The sequence below is a fragment of the Streptomyces sp. NBC_00076 genome, from assembly GCF_045041235.1.
GTDB lineage: Bacteria > Actinomycetota > Actinomycetes > Streptomycetales > Streptomycetaceae > Streptomyces.
This window is the reverse complement of sequence record NZ_CP108242.1, coordinates 8069246-8090374: the sequence shown is the minus strand read 5'-3', so window position 1 is coordinate 8090374 and position 21129 is coordinate 8069246. Positions and strand designations below refer to the sequence as shown.

Sequence of the window (21129 nt, the reverse complement as noted above, 5' to 3'; positions counted from 1 at the left end):
GTCCGAGAATTCAGTTGACCTTATGCGGTGGGCGGATGTGCCACTCGAGCATCCGCCCCTCATACAGCGCGGGAACTCGCGGTATCGGAGGTCACTGGAGTGCCGTTCTCCACCGAAGCCCTGGGAACGCGAACGGGGTCGACCCGAATCGGGGTCGACCCCGTTGTGACCTGGCGGAACCCGACGACTTCGCGAGTCGACGCATTCACAGGGGCGGTAACGCCCCCGCCCTCAGACCTCGCCCGGCACCAAACGCAGCGAAATCGAGTTGATGCAGTACCGCTGATCGGTCGGAGTGGGATAACCCTCACCCTCGAAAACATGCCCGAGATGCGAACCGCACCGCGCACACCGCACTTCGGTACGCACCATCCCGTGCGAACCGTCGGCCACAAGTTCCACGGCGTCCGAATCGCGTGGATCGAAGAAGCTCGGCCAGCCACAGTGCGACTCGAACTTCGTCGTGGAGGTGAACAGTTCGGCACCGCAGGCACGGCAGGAGTAGACGCCCTGGGTCTTGGTGTCGGTGTACTCACCCGTGAAGGCGGGCTCGGTCCCCGCCTGACGCAGCACGGCGTACTCGGACGGGGTCAGCTCCGCGCGCCACTGCTCGTCCGGCTTCTCGACGTCGTACGACATGTTGGCCAACCCCTTTACTTCTGTGCGAGTCACTTCTGTGCGAGACGGTCCAGGATGCGCGGGCCGAGGTCCGTCACATCTCCCGCGCCCATGGTGAGAACGAGATCACCGGGCTTCGCCATTCCCGCGACGAGCTCCGGCACCTCGCCCTTGTCGTGGACCGCGGTCACGTCCGCGCCCGCCGCCCTGGCCGCCGCCATGATCAGCTCGCTCGTCACCCCGGGGATCGGGTCCTCGCGGGCCGGGTAGATGTCCAGGACGACCGAGGCGTCGGCCAGGGCCAGGGCCTCGCCCATCTCCTTGCCCAGCTCCTGGGTGCGGGAGAACAGGTGCGGCTGGTAGACGACCAGGATGCGCGCGTCCCCGGCCGCCGCGCGCATGGCCTCCAGGTCCGCCGTCATCTCGGTCGGGTGGTGGGCGTAGGAGTCGATGACCTGCACACCCGCCTCCTCGCCCTTCAGCTGGAGGCGCCGCTTGACGCCCGTGTACGCGGCCAGCGCCGGCGCCAGTTCGGCGGCCGGGACGCCCAGCGCCACACCGGCGGCCAGCGCGGCCACCGCGTTGTGCGCGTAGTGCCGGCCGGGCACGGAGACCGCGAAGGTGCGCTCCTCGTCGTCCAGGAGGACGGTGACCTCGCTCTTCAGCCCCTGGGCCGTCACGGACAGGATCCGTACGTCCGCGTCCTCGGACTCGCCGTACGTCACCACGCGCAGGTCACCGGCCGCCACCCGACGCGTCAGCTCGCGCGCGCCGTCCTGGTCCGCCGCGATCACCAGCGTGCCCCCCGGGGTGACCCGACCGGCGAACGTCTCGAAGGACTCGTAGATCTCGTCCATCGACGCGTAGTTCGCGTGGTGGTCGAGCTCGACGTTGAGGACGATCGCGACCTCGGGGGCGTACTTGTGGAAGCTGCGGTCCGATTCGTCCGCCTCTGCGACGAAGATCTCGCCGTCGCCGTGCCGGGCGTTGGAGCCCGGGACGTCGAGGTCCCCGCCGATCGCGTACGACGGCTGAAGGCCCAGCTCGCTCAGCGACACGGCGAGCATCGACGTGGTCGTGGTCTTGCCGTGGGTGCCGGCGACCGCGATCGGACGCAGGCCGTCCATCAGCCTGGCGAGGGCGTCCGCACGGTGGACCACCGGGATGCCCAGCTCGGCCGCCCGCGCCAGCTCCGGGTTGTCGGCCCGGATCGCCGACGAGACGACAACACAGGTGGCGTCGTCGGCCAGATGCTCCGCCGCGTGCCCGATGTGCACGGTCGCGCCCAGTGCCCGCAGCGCCTGGGCGGTTTCGGTCTCCTTGGCGTCACTTCCCGCCACCCGGGCCCCGCGCTGCGCGAGGATCTTCGCGATGCCCGACATCCCGGCGCCGCCGATGCCGATGAAGTGCGGTCGGTCCATGGCGGTGGGGAGGCCGGGTGCCATGTGTGTTTCTCCCAGGGGTGCGATACGACGGTGAGGCCCCACCTTATTGCGCGGGGCGGTCGCGGCAGACTCAGGGGCGCGGGGAAACCGCACGACCAGCCACGACGGACCCGCACCCGCACGGCTACGCCTTGCTGACGACTACGTCTTGCTGTGGACGACTACGTCTTGCCGTGACGGCTACGTCTTGCTGTGGGAGAACAGCTTCAGCACAGGCACCCCCACCTTGTGACGCGCCCGCGACGCCCAGTCCCGGTGGAAGAACTCCTCGACGTAGTGGGGGTCGGTCAGCACGATGACCTCGTCCGCGCCGATCTCCTCCACGAGGGACTTCAGTGCGTCCAGCGGGTGGTCCTCGATCAGCCGTCCGTCCGCCTCGCTGCCGGCCGCCCGCAGGGCCCTCAGGGACACGTCGAGCGCCTGCTCCGCGGGCCCCCTCGCCTCCTGGCCCTCCGGTGTCTCCCGCTCCCGCGCCGCATCGTCGAGCTCGCCGAGCGCGACGTCGTCGATGGCCCGCAGCAGCCGGTCCGCCTGGTCGCCGCGCGGCTGCAGCAGCACATGGAACCCGACCTGCTCGTCACCGTGCAAGGTGGTGACGAACTCCACATCGGCGGACGTCAGGGCCTTCTCGATCATCAAAACGCTTGTGAACACCAAACGCCCCTTCTCCTTCGAAGACCCGGGCGGGTCTTCTCTTCCGCGTCGGCCTGCCAGACCCTGCGGAAACCATCCTGCCCCGTGATCGCACGGGTACTGCCGGATTCAGTGTGCCCGCCGGAAACCGAACCGAACGAAAACATTCCGGCGATGTCGGGGCCCAGCAGCATTGGTCGTCCCATTTCAGAACAAACGACACTGTTCGCCCGACCGGGCTCAGGTCCGCCGGTACCGGCTGAACAGGAAACCCTCCTCCTCCAGCAGTGACACCAGGGCGAACCGCTGCGGCACCCCGACCGAGGGCCCCCCGGCGATGCGCTGCGCGTCTCCCGCGGTGAGCATCGGGGACACGGTCAGACACAGCTCGTCGAGCACCCCGGCGGTCACCAGCTGACCGAGCAGCCGTGGACCGCCCTCGGTGAGCAGCCGGGTGTGACCGAGCTCGGCCAGCGCCCGGACGGCACGGGCGGGCTCCACGCCGACGCCGTCCCCGGCGGTCACCACCCGGGCGCCCGCCTTCTCGGCGGTGGCGATCCGGTCCGGGGCGGCAGCGGCGCCCGTGAGGATCAGGGTGGGCACCAGGGGCGAGGTGAACAGCGGGAGCGAGAAGTCCAGCTCCAGGCTCGCGCTGACCACCGCGATCGCCGGTGCGGGACCCTGCCCGGCGGACTGTCGGGCCTCGGTGAACTCGTCCCGCGCGCGTGCCGGACGGTACCCCTCCAGACGTACCGTTTCCGCACCGACGACGACCACGTCCGCGAGGGCCCGCAGGGTGCCGAAGATCCGCATGTCGGCCGCGCTGGAGATGGGCTGCGAACGTCCGTCGTGCTGGCCGGCCCCGTCGAGGGTGGACACCATGTTGGCCCGCAACCAGACCCCCGGCCCGCCGGCGCCGGCCTCGGGTTCCGGCTCGGGGTAGGCATAGGCCTCGGCCAGCTCGGCAAGGCTCCACTCACCCTCACCGCGGGTCCGGGCCGCCGTCTCGGCTGTCTCGTCGGTCACAGGGAACAGGCGTCGCATGCCGTGGAGTGTTCCACGCGGAGGGGAATCCTCACGTCCCGAAAGCCCGGACGTTCGGGCCACCCTGGCGGGCCCAGGGGCCGGACCACCGGTGCGGCGCCGCCCCGCGGGCGCCTCCGGCCCCACCGAAGCGGCCATCCGGCCCGCTCCCACAGGGCCTAGCATGGGTGACCGTGTCTACCACCCCCGCCGCGTCCGGATTCGGCTCCATAGCCGACGCCGCCCCGCTGTCCCTGTGCGCCCGTGAGCCGCATGTCCCCGCGGATCGGCTGGTCGCCGAGATGGTGCCGCCGCCGCGGTTCGACTCGGTGCGTTTCAGTACGTACATCCCGGACCCGAACCAGCCGAGCCAGACGGAAGCGGTCGGGGTCCTCGAGTCCTTCGCCGCCGGACTCGGCGGCGCGCACGCCACCGGCGCCGGCCGGCGCGGCGGCTTCCTCGGCTTCGGCAGGCCCAAGGCGCCCCGGACCCCCGCCGGCCCCCGCGGTGTCTACCTCGACGGCGGATACGGCGTCGGCAAGACCCACTTGCTGGCCTCCCTCTGGCACGCCACCCCGGCCGAGCCCGCGCTCAAGGCGTTCGGCACCTTCGTCGAGCTCACCAACCTCGTCGGCGCCCTCGGCTTCCAGAAGACCGTCCAGACCCTCTCCGGTCACCGTCTGCTGTGCATCGACGAGTTCGAGCTGGACGACCCCGGCGACACGGTTCTCGTCTCGACCCTGCTCGGCAAGCTGGTCGACGCGGGTGTCGCCCTCGCCGCCACCTCCAACACCCTGCCGGGCAAGCTCGGCGAGGGCCGCTTCGCGTCCGCCGACTTCCTGCGTGAGATCCAGGGCCTGTCCGCGCACTTCCGCGCGCTGCGCATCGACGGCGAGGACTACCGCCACCGCGGCCTGCCCGAAGCCCCGGCGCCCTACAGCGACGAGCAGGTCACCCAGGCCGCGCTGGCCACGCCGGGCGCCTCACTGGACGCCTTCCCGCAGTTGCTGGAGCACCTCGCCCGCGTCCACCCGAGCCGCTACGGCGCCCTGACCGACGACCTGCGGGCGGTCTGCCTCACCGGCGTCCAGGCCGTGCCCGACCAGTCGACGGCCCTCAGGCTCGTCGTCCTCGCGGACCGGCTCTACGACCGTGAAGTCCCGGTCCTGGCCTCGGGCTCGCCCTTCGACCGGCTGTTCAGCGAGGAGATGTTGAACGGCGGCTACCGCAAGAAGTACTTCCGTGCGATCTCGCGCCTGACCGCTCTGGCCCGGGACGCCAAGGGGCTCGTCGAGTCGAGCTGATCCCGCCGATCAACTTCTGACAGCCTGACAGACCTGACAGATCTGACAGATCTGACGGCCCGACAAACCTGACAGACGTGACTGAGGGGACCGATCTCACCGATCGGTCCCCTCAGCGCTTACCCCACCGACTCCCCAAGATCAAGAGCCGGTTCACGCCACCCACCGCGCACGCTTCAGCCTCTCTTCAGCTCGAAACGTTAAGTTAACCCAGCAAATGTCTTTGCCGGGTTAATGTGTTTCTTGACCTGCAATTGACCAACCGTTGGTCCGGACTAGAGATGGGCCGGAGACGCAACTTGCCTGGAGGGGGGCACATGTTCCGAGGTACACCGGTACGCACCGCGTTGGCTCTGCTCACCGCCGTCCTCCTCGCCCTCCAGTTCTTCGCACCCGCCGCGTCCTTCGCAACCGCGCATACGCCCCGTCAAGCGGTGGCCAAAGCTCAGCCCGGAATCAAACACCCGGGGAAGGCGCTGCGTGACGAGATCGCCACGCACCGACACTGCGGTACCGAGGGAGACCCGACCGGTCCCCTGCACACCCGCGACCGGCATCGCGCCGTCGACCTGGTCCCTGAGGGGTCCGCGCGCCCGGCGCCGGCTCAGTCCCGGGCGGACGCGCGCGAACAAGTGCCGGCCGGCGCGTTCCACCTGTCGAGACCCTCGACAGCGCACTCTCCGGCCGCACTCCAGGTCTTCCGCTGCTGACAGCAGAGCAGTAATTCCCCCCACCTCTGTCATGTAAGCCCGACGCGCCTTCGGCGCGCCAGGAGGAGTCACCACATATGCAGCCCCTCATCGACAACGCCCGCACGTTCGGACAGCGCCCTGAGGAGTTCGCCCAGCTGGCCCAAGGCCAGTCCCCGCAGGTCCTGTTCATCACCTGCTCCGATTCCCGGGTCGTCCCGGCGCTGATCACGGGCGCCCGTCCCGGCGAGCTCTTCGAACTGCGCACCGCGGGCAACATCGTCCCCCCGTACGCCTCCGAGCACCCCACCAGCGAGGCTGCCACCATCGAATACGCCGTGGAGGTGCTGGGCGTCCGCGACATCGTGGTCTGCGGCCACTCGCACTGCGGTGCCGTCGGCGCCCTGGTCCGCGGCGACGACCTGACCTCCGTACCGGCCGTGCGCGACTGGCTCACACACGCCACCCCGCGCCCGACGGGCGCGGTCGAGGACCCGTGTGTGGCCGAGGGAGTGCAGAGCCACGTCCTGGCCCAGGTACTGCGGCTGCGCTCCTACCCGTTCATCGAGAAGAAGCTGGCGGAGGATCAACTGACCTTGCACGCCTGGTACTACGAGGTGCACACCGGGTCGGTCCTGACCCATGACGTTTCCTCCGACACCTACCGCGCACTGTGAGGGCCGCCGTGGAGAACCGAAGCAAGTTCCCTTATCTGAGGCAGGACTTCGCCGCCTCCCTCGTCGTCTTCCTGGTCGCGCTGCCGCTGTGCGTCGGCGTGGCCGTCGCCTCCGGGGTGCCGGCCGAGCTCGGGCTCGTCACCGGCATCGTCGGCGGCCTCGTCACCGGCCTCATGCGGGGCAGCAGCCTCCAGGTCTCAGGGCCCGCGGCGGGTCTGACCGTCCTCGTCTTCGAGGCGGTGAACGAGTTCGGACTACCCGCGCTCGGTGTGATCGTGCTGGCCGCCGGCCTGCTCCAGCTCATCATGGGCGCCCTGAAGCTGGGGCGCTGGTTCCGGGCGATATCCGTCTCGGTCGTCGAGGGCATGCTGGCCGGCATCGGCCTCGTGCTCATCGCCGGCCAGCTGTACTCGGCGGCGGGCCTGAAGGCGCCCACCTCCGGCCTCGACAAGATCCTGGGGCTGCCCGGGGCCGCGGCCGACGCGCTCGGCAGCACCGAGGCGCTCGCCTCGCTCGCGGTCGGTGCCGGCGCGATCGCGGTGATGGTGCTGTGGAAGCGGCTCCCGAAGCAGGTACGGACGGTCCCCGGCGCGCTCGCCTCGGTCGTCCTGGCCACGGCGGTCACGCAGGTGTTCGGTCTGCCGATCGCCACCGTCGAGGTGAACGGCCTGCTGGACTCCATCCAGCCGCCCGGCATGGACGCCTTCGGCGAGCTGGCCAACCCGGCCATCTTCGGCACGATCATCGCCTTCACCCTGATCGCCTCCGCCGAGAGTCTGTTCAGCGCGGCCGCGGTGGACCGCCTGCACGACGGTCCGCGCACCCAGTACGACAAGGAGCTCATGGCCCAGGGCGCGGGCAACGCGGTGTGCGGCGCGCTCGGCGCGCTGCCGATGACCGCGGTCATCGTGCGCAGCTCCGCCAACGTCCAGGCGGGCGCCAAGACCAAGGCGTCCCGGGTGATGCACGGTGTGTGGCTGGTGCTGTTCGCGGTGCTGCTGCCGTCGACCCTGGCACTGATCCCGCTGCCCGCGCTCGCCGGCATCCTGGTCCACGCGGGCTGGAAGCTGATCCCCTTCCGCGAGATCGTCTCGCTGTGGCGGGGCCACCGTGGCGAGGCACTGATCCTGATGGTCACGGCCGTGTCCATCGTCGCGGTGAACATGTTCGAGGGCGTGCTGATCGGTCTGGCGCTGTCCGTCGTCAAGACCGCCTGGGAGGCCTCGCACCTCAAGATGGAGGTCGTCGACAAGGGCGCCGGCCCCGTCCAGGCGCATCTGTCGGGCAACGCGACCTTCCTGAGGCTGCCGAAGATCCTCGACAGCCTGGAGGCGCTGCCCCAGGACCGCCCGGTCGAGCTCGACCTGTCCGGGCTGCACCACCTGGACCACGCCTGCCGTACGGCACTGGAGAACTGGGCCGAACGGCACAGCGCGGTCGGTACGGAACCGGTCCGGGTCACCGAGCCGGAGCCCGAGCCGGTGAAAGTCACCACGGCGTAGTTCCTCAAGGAGTCCCTCAAGAAGTCCGTCGAGGAGTCGATGGAGGAGCCGGTGAGGACCACCGCTCCGTAGTCGCACCGGTGCCTGGTCCGGGGCCTGTCATGGCCCCGGACCAGGCACCGGGCATATCGTTGCAGGAGCAGACACAGCGGACCTCTTCCCGAGGAGGTCGGGATGCTCCAGGAGCTTGTGACGGCGGCCGTGGCCGCCGGTGCCGCCGGGATCGTGTACATCTCCGCGGCGGCACGGGTCGTCAAGCAGTACGAACGCGGCGTGGTCTTCCGGCTCGGACGGCTCGCCGGTGACGTACGGTCGCCGGGATTCACGACGGTGGTGCCGTTCGTCGAGCGGCTGTACAAGGTGAACATGCAGATCGTCACGATGCCGGTGCCGGGCCAGGAGGGCATCACCCGCGACAACGTGACCGTGCGGGTGGACGCCGTCGTGTACTTCAAGGTGGTCGACGCGGCCAACGCCCTCGTCCAGGTCGAGGACTACCGGTTCGCGGTCTCGCAGATGGCGCAGACCTCGCTGCGTTCGATCATCGGCAAGAGCGATCTGGACGACCTGCTGTCCGACCGCGAGAAGCTCAACCAGGGGCTGGAGCTGATGATCGACAGTCCAGCCGTCGGCTGGGGCGTCCAGATCGACCGTGTGGAGATCAAGGACGTCTCGCTGCCGGACACGATGAAGCGTTCCATGGCCCGGCAGGCCGAGGCGGACCGCGAGCGGCGGGCCCGGATCATCAACGCGGACGCCGAACTCCAGGCCTCCAAGAAGCTCGCCGAGGCCGCCCAGCAGATGGAGGACACCCCCTCGGCCCTCCAGTTGCGGCTGCTGCAGACGATCGTGGCGGTCGCCGCCGAGAAGAACTCCACGCTGGTCCTGCCCTTCCCGGTGGAACTGTTGCGCTTCCTGGAAAGGGCGCAGGAACACCCGGCGGACCGGTGACACGCTACGCGCGTGGTTCCCCGAGCCCGACCCAGGTGATAGACACAGCGGCGTCACAGTTCCTGTCCGCCAGCAGGAAGGTCGCACCGCCATGTCCGCAACACGACGTCACGTCCTTGCCCGGTCCGGCGCCCTGGGATTGGGCATCGCCTTCACGGGAGCCCTCCCCGAACTCTTCGCGGGCACCGCCGCCGCGCAGTCCCTCGGCCACACCGGCTACGGTCCCCTGGTCCCCGACCCGAAGGGCCTGCTGGATCTGCCGAAGGGTTTCCGCTACAAGGTCCTCTCCCGCGAGGGCGACCCGCTCCGCTCCGGCGAGGGCAAGGTCCCCTCGAACCACGACGGCATGTCGGCCTTCCCCGGCAGACACGGTCGCGTCCACCTGGTCCGCAACCACGAGAACCGCAACACGGCCGCCCTCCCCGTCCCGACCGTCAAGGGCCTCACCTACGACCCGGCGGGCAAGGGCGGCTGTACGGCCCTCACGCTGGACTCCCGGGGCGACGTGCTGTCGGAGCGGGTCGCGATCGCCGGTACGGCCGTCAACTGCGCGGGCGGGCCCACCCCTTGGGGCACGTGGCTGACCTGCGAGGAGACCGAGGACAAGGCCGGCACCAACGGCTACACCAAGGACCACGGCTTCATCTTCGAGGTCGACCCGGTCGACCCGCACCGCTCGGGCGCGGTCCCGCTGACCGCGATGGGCCGCTTTCAGCACGAGGCGATCGCCGTCGACCCGAAACGGGGCGTCGTCTACGAGACCGAGGACGCCTTCCTCAAGCCCTTCGGCCTCTTCTACCGCTTCCTGCCCGAGAAGCCGCTGGGCGGCACTGGTTCGCTGCGCGCGGGCGGCCGGCTCCAGGCGATGCGGGTGCCCGGCGTACCCGACCTGTCCTCGATCCAGGAGACGGGCGCCACGTTCGAGGGCATCGAGTGGGTCGACGTACCGGACCCGCTCGCCGCCGAAACCCCGGTCCGCCTCCAGGACTTCGGCCCGAAGGGCATCACGCACGCGCAGAAGCTGGAGGGCTGCTACTGGGGCGGGAAGAGCGTCTACTTCGTGTCGTCGTTCGCGCACAGCGCGGAGGGTTCGGCGGCCGACCACTTCGGTCAGATCTGGCGTTACGACCCGTCGGCGCGCCGGCTGACCCTGGTGATCGTCTTCGGACCGGACACCGACGTCCAGCTGCCGGGCGAGTCCCCGGACAACATCTGTCTCGCCCCCAGCGGCGGCCTGATGGTCTGCGAGGACGGCAACGGCGCCCAGCACGTCTTCGGCGTCACCCGGCGCGGCGAGGTGTACCCGATGGCACGGGGCCGCCAGAACATCGGGACCCCCGAGAAACCGGAGTGGGGCGAGTTCGCCGGAGTGACCTTCTCCCCCGACGGCGAGACGATGTACGTCAACTGCTACACACCCGGAACGACGTTCGCGGTGACGGGACCCTGGCGTAGGTAGCCCTGTCCGACGGTCCGCCTCGACGTCGGGGCGGACCGTCGGCGACTGCTCGGGAGGTGAACCGGTCTGGACGGGGTACTCGGCCCGCATGACCGAGAACCCGCACGTCAGCGGCTCGTACTGGCTCCAGACCGCGCCTGGCCCACAGCGCCCCGCACTGGCCGACGACCTCACGGTGGACGTGGCCGTCATCGGCGCCGGGGTCGCCGGACTGAGCACGGCGTGGGAGCTCGCGCGGGCCGGCCGGCAGGTGGCGGTGCTGGAGGCCGACCGGGTCGCGGCCGGCGTCACCGGGCACACCACCGCCAAGCTCACCGCCCTGCACACCCTGATCTACGACAAGCTGCGGCGCACCCGCGGCCCCGAGGGAGCCCGGCTGTACGCCCGCTCGCAGACCGAGGCGATCGAGCGGGCCGCGGAGATCGCGGACGAGCTCGGCGTGGACTGCGACTGGGAGCGCCGGAGCGCCTTCACGTACTCCCGTGACCCGGACCGTGTGCAGGAGCTGCTGGCCGAGGCGAAGGCGGCGCACGAGGCCGGGCTACCGGCGTCGTTCGTGACGGAGACCGGGCTGCCGTTCCCGGTGGCGGGCGCCGTGAAGGTCACCGGGCAGGCCCAGTTCCATCCGCGTAAATTCCTGCTGGCCCTCGCCGAGGACCTGGTGGCGCGGGGGGCGCACGTCTACGAGCACACCACCGTCGTCGGGCTGGACGAGGGCCGGCCGTGCCGGCTGACCACCGACGCGGGGGCGACGGTGACCGCGCGGCACGTGGTGGTCGCCACGCACTACCCGGTCTTCGACCGGTCCCTGCTGTTCACCCGGCTCTCCCCGCGTCGTGAGCTGGTCGTCGCCGGGACGATGGCCGCGGACCGCGACCCGGAAGGCATGTACATCACGCCGGACGAGGGCACGCGTTCGGTCCGTACGGCACCGTCCGGCGGGGCCGGGGAGCGCCTCCTGGTGGTCACCGGGGAGCACTTCACGCCCGGCACCGGCAACACCCGCGCGCGCTTCCAGCACCTGGCCGACTGGGCGGCCGAGCACTTCGCCGGCGTCACCCTCACGCACGCCTGGGCCACCCAGGACAACGACCCCACGGACACCGTCCCGCTGGTCGGCCCGATGCACCCCGGCGCGCACCACACCTACGTGGCCACCGGCTTCGGCGGCTGGGGACTGAGCGGCGGGATGATGGCGGGCCGGCTGCTCACCTCGCTGATCACCGGCGAGGGGTCCGCGTGGAGCGAGCTGTACGACCCGCGCCGACTGCGCTCGACGGTGCGCGAGGCGCCGTCGTTCCTCAAGACGCAGGCGGAGGTCGCCCGCCACTTCGTCGGTGACCGGCTGCGGCCCTCGCCGCCGGTCGAGTCCCTGCCGCCCGGCGAGGGCGCCGTCGTCCGCACCGACGGCGGCCGGCTCGCGGTCTACCGGGACGAGGGCGGCCATCTGCACGCCCTCTCCGCGCGCTGTACCCATCTGGGCTGCCTGGTCGCGTTCAACGCCGCCGAGCGCGCCTGGGAGTGCCCCTGCCACGGCTCCCGCTTCGACACGGACGGCAAGGTGGTCGAGGGACCGGCGGTCCGGCCGCTGGAGCAGCGGGAGATCTGAGCGGGCGGTAGCCGCGTCCGGCCGGAACTGGCCGGGGCGGGCCGTCCTACGCTGGAGACATGAGCGAGGACCACCGCACGATCAGCGGGAGCGGGAAGCCGCCGCAGGCGGACGGGCAGCCGTACGCGGAGTGCGTGCTGTGCCGGAAGCCGACGGAGTACCCGGAGTCGTACAAGGGGATCACGCTGTGTCCCGTATGCGAATGGCAGGAAGCGCAACGCACGGCCTGTTCGGGGTGACCCCGTGGGCTCCGGCGCCCTCAGGGTGACCTGCGGGAGGTGAGCGCGCAGGCCGTCGCGGTGGCGGCGGCCGCGAGCAGGGCGGCCCCGGCGAGCGGCAGCAGGGGCGGCTCGACCGTGCCGGAGCGGGAGCCGGTGACCAGGCCGCTGACCGCCGCCCGGGCCGGAGAGCCGGACACCACCAGCGCCAGCAGCGCCGCGAGCAGCAGCGCGGGGACCGCCCGGCCGGGTGACCGCAGCAAGGGCCAGCTGGTGAGCGCGCCGACGGCCGTGCCGAGCAGGGCACAGGCCAGCACGGCGAGCAGCCCGGCCGCGCCCGCGGGGAGCAGGGGCACCCGGGTCTGGTGGTCGGAGCTCGCCGGATCACTGATCCACGTCACGATCACCGTCGCGAGCGCGCCGAGCAGCGCCGACGCGCCCAGCGCCACCAGCAGCCGGCCCAGGTGCGCCCGCCCGGGCCCGGTCGCCGCGGCCACGCAGTGGCCGGCCGCCGCCGGCTCACCCGTGACGCAGATCCGTACCAGCCAGGCGGCGACGGGCAGCAGCGCGGCGGCCGTGTACCCGAGCGAGTCGAGCACCGGCTGGCCGCCCTGCACCCCGACGCCCAGGAACACCGCGTACAGGATGACGGGCGGCAGCCACCGCTGGGAGCGGACGAGGAGAGCGGCCTGGTAGCGGAGGAGGGCAGTCACCTGGGGTCTTCCTGGCCGTGGGGTGCGTCGGTGGGGGTGTCGGTGCGGGTCACGCTGCGTACGTGCCACGGCGGGCGGGCCGTCAGCAGTTCCCGGAGGAGGACGTCCGAGTGGGACGCGGGGACGCTGAGGCGGTACGTACCCGGGACGGTCTCCTCGGCGGCCGTGACGGTGACGGTGACGGTGACGGAGGGGAGCTGTCCGCCGGGCGGGCCCTGCGCTTCGACGACGACCTGCGGGCCGGACGGCGAAGTCGCCTGTTCCGTACGGCGTTCGAGAGTGCCGTCGTGGACGCGGTAGGTGGCGTCGGGCACGCCCGCCAGTCGGCGCGGGTCATGGTCGACGAACACCACGGCCCCGCCGGCGGCGGTGCGTTCGGCCACGGCTCGCTCCAGTTCGGCCCGAGCGTCGGTGTCCAGTCCCGTCCACGCCTCGTCGAGGACGAGCAGTTCGGGCTCGGCGAGCAGGGCCTGGGCTACGGCGACCTTCTGGCTGCTGCCTTTCGACAGTCGGGCCATCGGGGTGCGGGCGTGGGCCGTCGCGCCGAAACGGTCGAGCCACTCGTCGGCGGCCCGTGCGGCGGCGGCGCGGCTCAGACCGTGCACGGCGCCGAGGTGGGCGAGGTAGCCGGACGGGGTGAAGGGCAGGGCCGACGGGAAGCGTTCGGGAACGTAGGCCGTGCGGGGACGGCCGCTGATGCGGCCCGTGGTGGGGGCGTCGATCCTCGCCAGGAGGCGGAGGAGGGTGGACTTTCCGGTGCCGTTGGTTCCCTCGACCCGGACGAGGTCGCCGGGGTCGACGGTCAGGTCGACGCCACGCAGGACCCAGGAGCCGCTCAGGCCGTAGCGGCGGCCCACGTTCTCCAGCCGTAGAGCGTTCTGCATGGGGGACATCATGTCGCGTCCCCGGGATTGGCAGACTGACCCTGTGAGCGAAGATTCGACGTCGAGCGACGACAGCCCCTTCCGATCCGACCCCAGCGCACGGGACCACGCGCCGCAGTTCGTGCTGCCCCTGGTCGTCCGCATCGAGCGGGACGCTCCCCCGGCCCGCACCGACGCCCTGGAGACGGCCGCCCGAGCCGTGCTCCTCATGCTGGGCGACGAGCGGTCCGCCGGCGAGGGCGAGTGGGCGCGGGCGATGCGGGACTGGCAGGACGCGCGGATACGCAAGGTCGTGCGGCGGGCCCGGGGCGCGGAGTGGCGGCGGGCCGTGGCGTTGCCCGGGATCACCGTGGCCGGGAAGTCGGCGGAGGTGCGCGTCTTCCCGCCGGTGCCGTTGGACGGGTGGCCCAAGGACCTGGCCCGGCTCCAGGTGTCGGGCACCGACCTCGACGATCCGGAGCCGCCGGTGGCCGCGGACCCGTCGGCGCCCGTGCTCTGGCTGAATCCGGACCTGGACATGTCGGCCGGGAAGGCGATGGCGCAGGCCGGTCACGGCGCTCAACTCGCCTGGTGGGAACTGTCCCAGGAGGAACGGTCCGGCTGGCGCGACGCGGGTTTCCCCCTCGCCGTACGTACCGCCGGCCCCGTCCGCTGGGGTGAACTGACCACGAGCGGGCTGCCGTTGGTGCGGGACGCCGGGTTCACCGAGATCGCGCCCGGGTCCTGCACGGTCGTCGCGGACCACCCGGCGTTGCGGTGACCCGCCTGGACGGCAGGGTCGAACGGGGCAACCGGACCCGTCAGTCGGTACTGCGAAGCGGTCGACCTGGGCTCCGCCGAGGAGCATGAGGCGTGCCCGCTTGAGGCGGCTCGCCGGTGCCCCGGGGCTGAGCAAGACCGGGGGGCGCGCTGTTCGGCTCCCGGCAGGAGCCGGCCCGGCGGGTCCCCACGGACCCGGCGGTACGCGGGCCGGGGTGCGCGTTCGCCACCGCGCTGGACGTGCCCGAGGGGGCGGCACCGCCCACGGAGACGCTTCGGCTGCTGGGGCGGGCGCCGGAGCGGTGGCCGACGGTCGTTTGAACACCCTGGCCGTCCCGCGCGTACCTTCTGACGCCGGCCGCACCCGGCACGGCCGGCTCGGCACCGTCCGACCCGAACCTCAAATGTTGCTCTGAACGCGGACGCCCAGCGGTTCGAGTCCACTTGCCCGGGCCATACCCACGTCACATCGAAGGAGCGTCGAAGGGGACGACTCGAGGGAGACGACTCAGCGGGTTCAAGGCGTGTGGCCGTGCGGAGGAGGAGACCATGGAGCGACTGGGGACGGGCATCGGGTGGCGGCCGGAGATCGCGGACGCCGTGGAACGCATGCCGGGCATCGACTGGGTCGAGGTCGTGGCGGAGAACACCTGCCCCGGACACCTCCCGCAGTCCCTGCTGCGGCTGCGGGAGCGCGGGATCACCGTTGTCCCGCACGGCGTCTCGCTCGGTCTCGGCGGCGCCGACCGCCCCGAGGCGGGACGGCTGACCGCCCTCGCCGAGCGGGCGGAGGCGTTGGGCTCACCGCTGGTCACCGAGCACATCGCGTTCGTCCGGGCGGGCGGCCCGCTGACGGCCTCCCCCCGTCTGGAGGCGGGCCATCTGCTGCCGGTGCCGCGCACCCGCGACGCCCTCGACGTGCTGTGCGAGAACGTCCGCGTCGCGCAGGACGCGCTGCCGGTACCACTCGCCGTCGAGAACATCGCCGCGCTGATCTCCTGGCCCGGCGAGGAGCTGACCGAGGGACAGTTCCTGTACGAGCTGGCCGACCGCACCGGAGTGCGCCTGCTCATCGACGTGGCGAACCTGCACACCAACCACGTCAACCGTGGCGAGGACCCGGCCGAGGCGCTGACCGACCTTCCCTTGGAGGCCATCGCCTACGTCCATGTCGCGGGCGGCTTCGAACGCGACGGTGTCTGGCACGACAGCCACGCCCACCCGGTCCCCCGCCCGGTCCTCGACATCCTCACCGACCTCGCGTCCCGGGTCTCCCCGCCGGGCGTCCTGCTGGAACGCGACGAGAACTTCCCCGAGCCGGCCGAGCTGGAGGGGGAGTTGGGGGCGATCCGGGAGGCGCTGGAGAAGGGCGGCGCGAGGGTCACGGTGCCCTCCGGGCCCCGGTCCGACACCACCCACCCTGCGGACGTGACGACCACACCGGATCCGGCTCCGGCTCCGCTGACGGCTCCGGCTCCGGCTCCGGCTTCGGCTTCGGCTTCGGCTTCGGCTTCGACTGCGGCTCCAGTCACGCTCCCGAGTCCGAACCCGGTTCCGAGCCCAGACTCTGCGCGGGTTCTCGATTCGACTCCGCTGACGGCTCCGGCCCCGGTCACGGATCCCGCTGCGGACCCCGCCCCGGTCACGACTCCGGCTGCCGCCCCGGTTCCGAGTCCGGACTCGGCTCCGACACCGGCTCAGGTTCCGGCCCCAGCCGCACGGGCCGACGCCCTCGCCCGCCAGCGGCTGGCCCTCGCGCAGACGGCGCTGCTGTCCGCGCTGGTCGCAGGTACGCCCGTCCCGGAGGGGTTCGACCGGGTGCGTCTGGGCGTCCAGGCCCGCGCGCTCGGCGGGAAGCGGGCGGACGTCGTGGCGAAGGTCGCCCCCGACCTCCCGGCCATCCTCGGCTCCGCCTACCGCCCGGCCTTCCTCGCCTACGCCCACGGCCACCCGATGACGGACGGCTACCGCCGCGACGCCCTGGACTTCGCCGAGCAGGTGCTGCTCGCCGGGCAGTTGGAGGACCCCACGGCACGGCGTCACCTACGGGAATGGTGGCTGGAGCGGTCGGGACCGGAACCGCGCTCGCAGCGCCCCACGGCACGGCTGGCTCGCGCCACACGCCGGGTCCTGCTGCGCCGCTGACCACCCGCGCCGCCGGCCGGTGGCCGACCGACGCCATCCTTCCGCGGCCGGCCGGGCCGCCGGACACCGCCATCCGCAGCCCGTCGGCCCGGGGCGTCCAGCCACGTGGCCCGGGCCACCTACGCCGGCCCGGACTCCCCCACTAGGCGCGCGCCCCCCGCCGTCCGCCCCCAGGTGTGCCAGGGTTAACACTCCTGACACCGAGTCAGGCCCGATCACCCACTTCCATCGGGTTTGCTCCTATATGCCCCTCGCCCTTCTTCCCCCATTCATCCCACCTCGCCCCTGATGCAACCTTCCTCCCCCGTACGGCAGTTGGCGTAGACCCCGCAGTAACATGCCAACCCCGCACACCAAACGCACTAGCGTGCGGTGCCGCAACAGGAGGCACCATGCGACCCCGTCCCCCCGTGAACGGCAGAGGCATCTTCACCGGCACAGGCGTCATCATCGTCGGCCTGATCGCGACCCTCGTGGCGCTGATCTTCCCGATCTGGTCGTACGACGACCGGTCCGGTACCGGCCTGGACGTGCTGAACGCCGAGACCGTGTCGACGCAGTACGGGCCGCTGTCCGCCCTCGACCGGGACTTCGTCACCAAGGTCCGGCTGGCCGGCCTGTGGGAGCTGCCCGCCGGTCAGCAGGCGCAGCAGAAGGGCACGACCGAGGCCGTACGAACGGCGGGCACGCACCTGGTCGAGGGCCACACGTTCCTGGACGAGCGGGTCCGGGACGTGGCCGCCCAGCTCGGCCTGGAACTGCCCAACGAGCCGACCGAGCAGCAGCAGGGGTGGCTCGCGACCCTGAACACCGCCCAAGGCGTCGACTACGACCGCCAGTTCGCCAACATCCTGCGGCTGGCGCACGGCAAGGTCTTCTCGGTCGTCGCCCAGGTACGGGCCGGCACCCGCAACTCGCTCGTCCGCGCCCTCGCCGACGACGCCAACACGACCGTGCTGGACCACATCAAGGTCCTGGAGGCCACGGGGTACGTCGACTTCGACGCCCTGGCCCGGGACCTGGCGGCCGACAGCACTCCCCCGATCGCCAACTCCCCTGCCCCGCCGGGCACGATCACCGACCCGGGCCCGGTGATCCCGCTCCCGACGACGCCGTCGCCGTCCCCGACCTATCCACTCCCGCCGGCCGCCTCCAACCCGCCTCCGCCGGCACCCGAGACCTCCTGACCCGGACACTCACCGGAACGTCACATACCGACAACACTCCGTCCGGACTGTGAACAAGGCATGGCGTCACAGGGCCCCGTCGCATAGAAAATTGCCTATGTTCTGGGTCCTTCTCCTGCTGCTGGCCTGGGCCGCCGCCGGCACGGCGTGTACGCGGCTGTGCCTGGCCGCCGTCCACGCGGGTGCCGTGGACGCGGAAGACGCGGACGCGGGCCGGGCACACGATCTGACGCTGTACGAGGCGGCCTTCCTGTCCGGCGGTCCCCGACGGGTCGCCGATCTGACCCTCGTCTCCATGGCGCGCCAGAGACGGCTGCTGCTCGCGCGCACCGGCTGGGCGACCGTCGTCGATCCGCGCGGGCGGGACGACATGGAGCGGTCGGTGATAGGTGCCATCGGGCCGGAGGGGCAGTCGCGCATCGCCCCGGTACGGGCTGCCGCGGCCACCGCGGACGCCGTGAACGGCATCTCCGACCGGCTGGTCAGCGCGGGGCTCGCCGTGTCCGACGGCGCCCGGGAGGGAGTCGCCGCCGGGATCCGCCAGGTGCAGTTCGCCGCGCTTGCCGTGCTGGCGCTGGGCGCGACCGCGCTGCTGACGCCGGCCCAGTCGGACGTGCCGCGCGGCCTGGTCGCCCTCTGGTTCGGGCTGCCCTTGGCGCTCATCCTGAGCTGTCTCGCCATCGCCCGGATCGAGGTCCACCCCTACTCGCGCTGGGCGTCCCCGGCCGGTCAGCGGCTGCTCGGCGCCCTGCCCAGGCGCCGCGGCCGGGACGACCGTACGGATCTCACCTCGGTGGCCGTCCACGGCGTCCGCGCGATCGGCGAACCGGACCTGCGTGCGGCCTTCGCCCACCGGGAGCAGCAGGACTGGCGCGCCTAGGAGCTGTCCGGCCGGTCCCGGGGGCGCACGGGGGCATTGGGGCCGACACCGGCCGGGCGGTGCTTGCCTTCGACAACGGCCGAACGAAACATCCCTTTTGTTGCTGTCATGCACCGAAGGGATACGCGATGAGAGCCCCCGCCCTCTACTCGGCCGCCGGGACCCTGCTCCTGACCACGCTCACCGCGGCCCCGGCCGGCAGCGCCCCCGGGGTGCCGGGCGTGGCCGAGCTGCGCGGCACCGCGGTGGCCGCCGCGCGCGCCGGGGCGAGGGGCATCGACTTCGGTGCCTGCCCCGCCACCGAGGACCTGCCGGGCACCGTGCGGTGCGGCACCGTGTCCGTGCCGCTCGACTACGCCCGGCCCGACGGCCGGCAGATCGAACTGACCGTGAGCCGGGTGCCGGCCACCCACAAGGACCCGAACAACAGCAAGCGCCGGGTGCCCGGGCAGGGCTCCCTGGTCTTCAACCCGGGCGGGCCGGGCGGCTCCGGCATGTACTTCCCGCTGATCGGCGCCCTCCCGGAGTGGAAACGGCTCGCGGCGGCGTACGACCTCGTGGGCTACGCCCCGCGCGGCGTGGGCCGGTCCGCGCACCTGTCCTGCGAGGACCCCAAGACGTTCCTCAAGGCTCCGACACAGGCGCCGACGCACCCCTCGGAGGCGTACAAGAAGGAACGCATCGCTCAGGCGAAGGCGTACGCGCGCGGCTGCGCGCAGCGCGCCGGCGACGACCTGCGGCACTACACCTCCCTCAACAACGCCCGTGACCTGGACGTCCTGCGCGCCGCGCTCGGCGAGTCGAGGCTGACGTTCGTGGGCGCGTCGTACGGCACCTACCTGGGGGCGCTGTACGCGACCCTCTTCCCGTCGCACGTACGGCGGATGGTGTTCGACGCCGCGGTGAACCCGCACCCCGACCAGGTCTGGTACCGCAGCAACCTCGCCCAGTCGGCCGCGTTCGAGGGACGCTGGCAGGACTTCCGGGAGTGGGCCGCCCGGCACGACGACGTGTACTCACTGGGTGACACGGCCGGCGAGGTTCTGCGCAGTTACGAGAAGGCCGCGGCACGGCTGGCCGCGAAGCCGGCGGGCGGGACGGTCGGCCCCGGCCAGTTGCAGGAGGCCTTCCTGTCGGTCGGTTACTACGACGACTACTGGCCGCACCGCGCGCAGGCGCTGTCGGCGTATCTGAAGGGCGACCCGGAGCCGCTGGTCGAGCAGGCCGGGCCGCATCCGGAGACGGCGGCCGAGGCGGAGAACGCGCACGCGGTCTACACGGCCGTCGAGTGCAACGACGCGCCCTGGCCCACGGATTGGCAGGTGTGGGACCGGGACAACACCCGGCTCGCGCGCGTGGCACCCTTCGAGACCTGGGACAACGTGTGGACGAACCTGTCCTGCGCGTACTGGCCCGCGCCGCGTCAGCGGCCCCTCGACGTGCGTACCGGTCCTGGTGAGGTGCCGGCGACGCTGATCCTGGCGGCCGAGCGGGACGCGGCCGCGCCCTACGAGGGGGCGCTGGAGTTGCGTCGGCGGTTGTCGGGGGCGGTGCTGGTGACGGAGCGGGACGCGGGTACGCACGGGATCGCGGGTGGGCCGAACCCGTGCGTCAACGGGTACCTGGACGCGTACCTGTTGGAAGGGCGGCTTCCGGTGCGGCGCGCCGCGTGTGCGCCGCACCCGGAACCGGAACCGCGTCAGGCGAGCCCGGCGACCAAGTCGGCGACCGACTTGCGGCGGCCCGTGTAGAACGGGACCTCTTCACGGACGTGCATCCGGGCCTCGGAGGCACGCAGATGGCGCATGAGGTCGACGATGCGGTACAGCTCGTCGGCCTCGAAGGCGAGGATCCACTCGTAGTCGCCGAGGGAGAACGAGGCGACGGTGTTGGCGCGCACGTCCGGGTAGCCGCGGGCCATCTTGCCGTGGTCGGCGAGCATGCGGCGGCGGTCCTCGTCGGGCAGCAGGTACCAGTCGTAGGAGCGCACGAAGGGGTAGACGCTGACGTAGTCGCGGGGCGTCTCGTCGGCGAGGAACGCCGGGATGTGCGCGCGGTTGAACTCGGCGGGGCGGTGCAGCGCCATGTTCGACCACACCGGCGTGAGGGCGCGGCCCAGCCTGGTGCGGCGGAAGAGGTTGTACGCCTCCTGGAGCTGGTCGCTGGTCTCCGCGTGCCACCAGATCATGAGGTCGGCGTCGGCGCGCAGACCGGACACGTCGTAGGTGCCGCGGATCGTCACGTCCTTGGCGGCGAGCTGGTCGAACAGCTCCTGGACCTCGTCGGCGTAACCCGCGCGGTCCTCGGGGAGCACGTCCTTCAGCTGGAAGACGGACCAGAGGGTGTAGCGGATGGTCTCGTTGAGGTCCTTGGCCAGCTTGCCCTTGTTCGGGACCCTGCCGGACTCGGTGGTGGGGGCGTCGTCACTCATGA

20 protein-coding genes are annotated in these 21129 nt (G+C 71.8%); 13 read left to right on the top strand and 7 right to left on the bottom strand.

What is annotated here, in order from left to right; all coding sequences use genetic code 11:
• Window positions 1–231 precede the first annotated feature (231 nt).
• The 4 genes from msrB to OHA64_RS36400 form a co-directional block, all read right to left on the bottom strand.
• On the bottom strand, window positions 232–639 hold the full coding sequence (gene msrB, locus OHA64_RS36415; RefSeq protein ID WP_405620547.1) for a peptide-methionine (R)-S-oxide reductase MsrB: 408 nt from the start codon (window positions 637–639) through the stop codon (window positions 232–234).
• Between the two features lie 29 nt (window positions 640–668).
• Entirely contained in the window at window positions 669–2063 is a 1395-nt protein-coding gene (gene murC, locus OHA64_RS36410; protein WP_405620545.1) for a UDP-N-acetylmuramate--L-alanine ligase, read from the bottom strand.
• Window positions 2064–2243: 180 nt separating this feature from the next.
• Window positions 2244–2717, bottom strand: a complete 474-nt coding sequence (locus OHA64_RS36405) for an indole-3-glycerol phosphate synthase (RefSeq protein WP_405624261.1) — start codon at window positions 2715–2717, stop codon at window positions 2244–2246.
• A 219-nt stretch (window positions 2718–2936) separates the two neighbouring features.
• Complete coding sequence (locus OHA64_RS36400; protein ID WP_405620543.1) at window positions 2937–3740, bottom strand: pyrimidine reductase family protein; 804 nt, start codon at window positions 3738–3740, stop codon at window positions 2937–2939.
• A gap of 173 nt (window positions 3741–3913) precedes the next feature.
• Between OHA64_RS36400 and zapE the strand changes: the two genes are divergently transcribed.
• The 8 genes from zapE (at window position 3914) to OHA64_RS36360 (ending at window position 12149) form a co-directional block, all read left to right on the top strand.
• Window positions 3914–5023, top strand: coding sequence for a cell division protein ZapE (gene zapE, locus OHA64_RS36395; RefSeq protein ID WP_405620541.1), 1110 nt, complete (start codon window positions 3914–3916; stop codon window positions 5021–5023).
• A 317-nt stretch (window positions 5024–5340) separates the two neighbouring features.
• On the top strand, window positions 5341–5733 hold the full coding sequence (locus tag OHA64_RS36390) for a hypothetical protein (RefSeq protein WP_405620539.1): 393 nt from the start codon (window positions 5341–5343) through the stop codon (window positions 5731–5733).
• A 77-nt stretch (window positions 5734–5810) separates the two neighbouring features.
• On the top strand, window positions 5811–6389 hold the full coding sequence (locus OHA64_RS36385) for a carbonic anhydrase (protein WP_405620537.1): 579 nt from the start codon (window positions 5811–5813) through the stop codon (window positions 6387–6389).
• 8 nt (window positions 6390–6397) lie between these two features.
• Window positions 6398–7891, top strand: coding sequence for a SulP family inorganic anion transporter (locus OHA64_RS36380; protein ID WP_405620535.1), 1494 nt, complete (start codon window positions 6398–6400; stop codon window positions 7889–7891).
• A gap of 174 nt (window positions 7892–8065) precedes the next feature.
• A complete protein-coding gene (locus tag OHA64_RS36375; protein ID WP_405620533.1) occupies window positions 8066–8842 on the top strand; it encodes a slipin family protein in 777 nt (258 codons plus the stop codon).
• 91 nt (window positions 8843–8933) lie between these two features.
• Window positions 8934–10301, top strand: coding sequence for a PhoX family protein (locus OHA64_RS36370; protein WP_405620531.1), 1368 nt, complete (start codon window positions 8934–8936; stop codon window positions 10299–10301).
• A gap of 88 nt (window positions 10302–10389) precedes the next feature.
• Complete coding sequence (locus tag OHA64_RS36365; RefSeq protein ID WP_405620529.1) at window positions 10390–11910, top strand: FAD-dependent oxidoreductase; 1521 nt, start codon at window positions 10390–10392, stop codon at window positions 11908–11910.
• A gap of 59 nt (window positions 11911–11969) precedes the next feature.
• Entirely contained in the window at window positions 11970–12149 is a 180-nt protein-coding gene (locus tag OHA64_RS36360; protein WP_405620527.1) for a hypothetical protein, read from the top strand.
• A 20-nt stretch (window positions 12150–12169) separates the two neighbouring features.
• Here OHA64_RS36360 and OHA64_RS36355 read toward each other — a convergent pair whose 3' ends face one another.
• Window positions 12170–12841 carry an ABC transporter gene (locus OHA64_RS36355; protein WP_405620525.1) on the bottom strand — a complete coding sequence of 224 codons (672 nt, stop codon included), beginning with the start codon at window positions 12839–12841 and terminating at the stop codon, window positions 12170–12172.
• Window positions 12838–13725, bottom strand: coding sequence for an ATP-binding cassette domain-containing protein (locus OHA64_RS36350; RefSeq protein ID WP_405620523.1), 888 nt, complete (start codon window positions 13723–13725; stop codon window positions 12838–12840). Before OHA64_RS36350 ends, OHA64_RS36355 begins: the two co-directional genes overlap by 4 nt.
• Window positions 13726–13735: 10 nt before the next feature.
• On the opposite strand from OHA64_RS36350, the gene OHA64_RS36345 reads away from it, so the two are divergent.
• From OHA64_RS36345 to OHA64_RS36325, 5 genes are all read left to right on the top strand, one after another.
• Entirely contained in the window at window positions 13736–14485 is a 750-nt protein-coding gene (locus tag OHA64_RS36345; protein ID WP_405620521.1) for an aminoacyl-tRNA hydrolase, read from the top strand.
• A 548-nt stretch (window positions 14486–15033) separates the two neighbouring features.
• A complete protein-coding gene (locus OHA64_RS36340; RefSeq protein WP_405620519.1) occupies window positions 15034–16629 on the top strand; it encodes a DUF692 family multinuclear iron-containing protein in 1596 nt (531 codons plus the stop codon).
• 392 nt (window positions 16630–17021) lie between these two features.
• On the top strand, window positions 17022–17816 hold the full coding sequence (locus tag OHA64_RS36335; RefSeq protein ID WP_405620517.1) for a DUF4142 domain-containing protein: 795 nt from the start codon (window positions 17022–17024) through the stop codon (window positions 17814–17816).
• A gap of 97 nt (window positions 17817–17913) precedes the next feature.
• Entirely contained in the window at window positions 17914–18696 is a 783-nt protein-coding gene (locus OHA64_RS36330) for a TIGR04222 domain-containing membrane protein (RefSeq protein WP_405620515.1), read from the top strand.
• A gap of 128 nt (window positions 18697–18824) precedes the next feature.
• A complete protein-coding gene (locus OHA64_RS36325) occupies window positions 18825–20447 on the top strand; it encodes an alpha/beta hydrolase (RefSeq protein WP_405620513.1) in 1623 nt (540 codons plus the stop codon).
• On the opposite strand, the gene hemQ is transcribed toward OHA64_RS36325, so the two are convergent.
• A complete protein-coding gene (hemQ, locus tag OHA64_RS36320; RefSeq protein ID WP_405620511.1) occupies window positions 20396–21127 on the bottom strand; it encodes a hydrogen peroxide-dependent heme synthase in 732 nt (243 codons plus the stop codon). The genes OHA64_RS36325 and hemQ overlap by 52 nt on opposite strands.
• Between the last annotated feature and the right edge of the window lie 2 nt (window positions 21128–21129).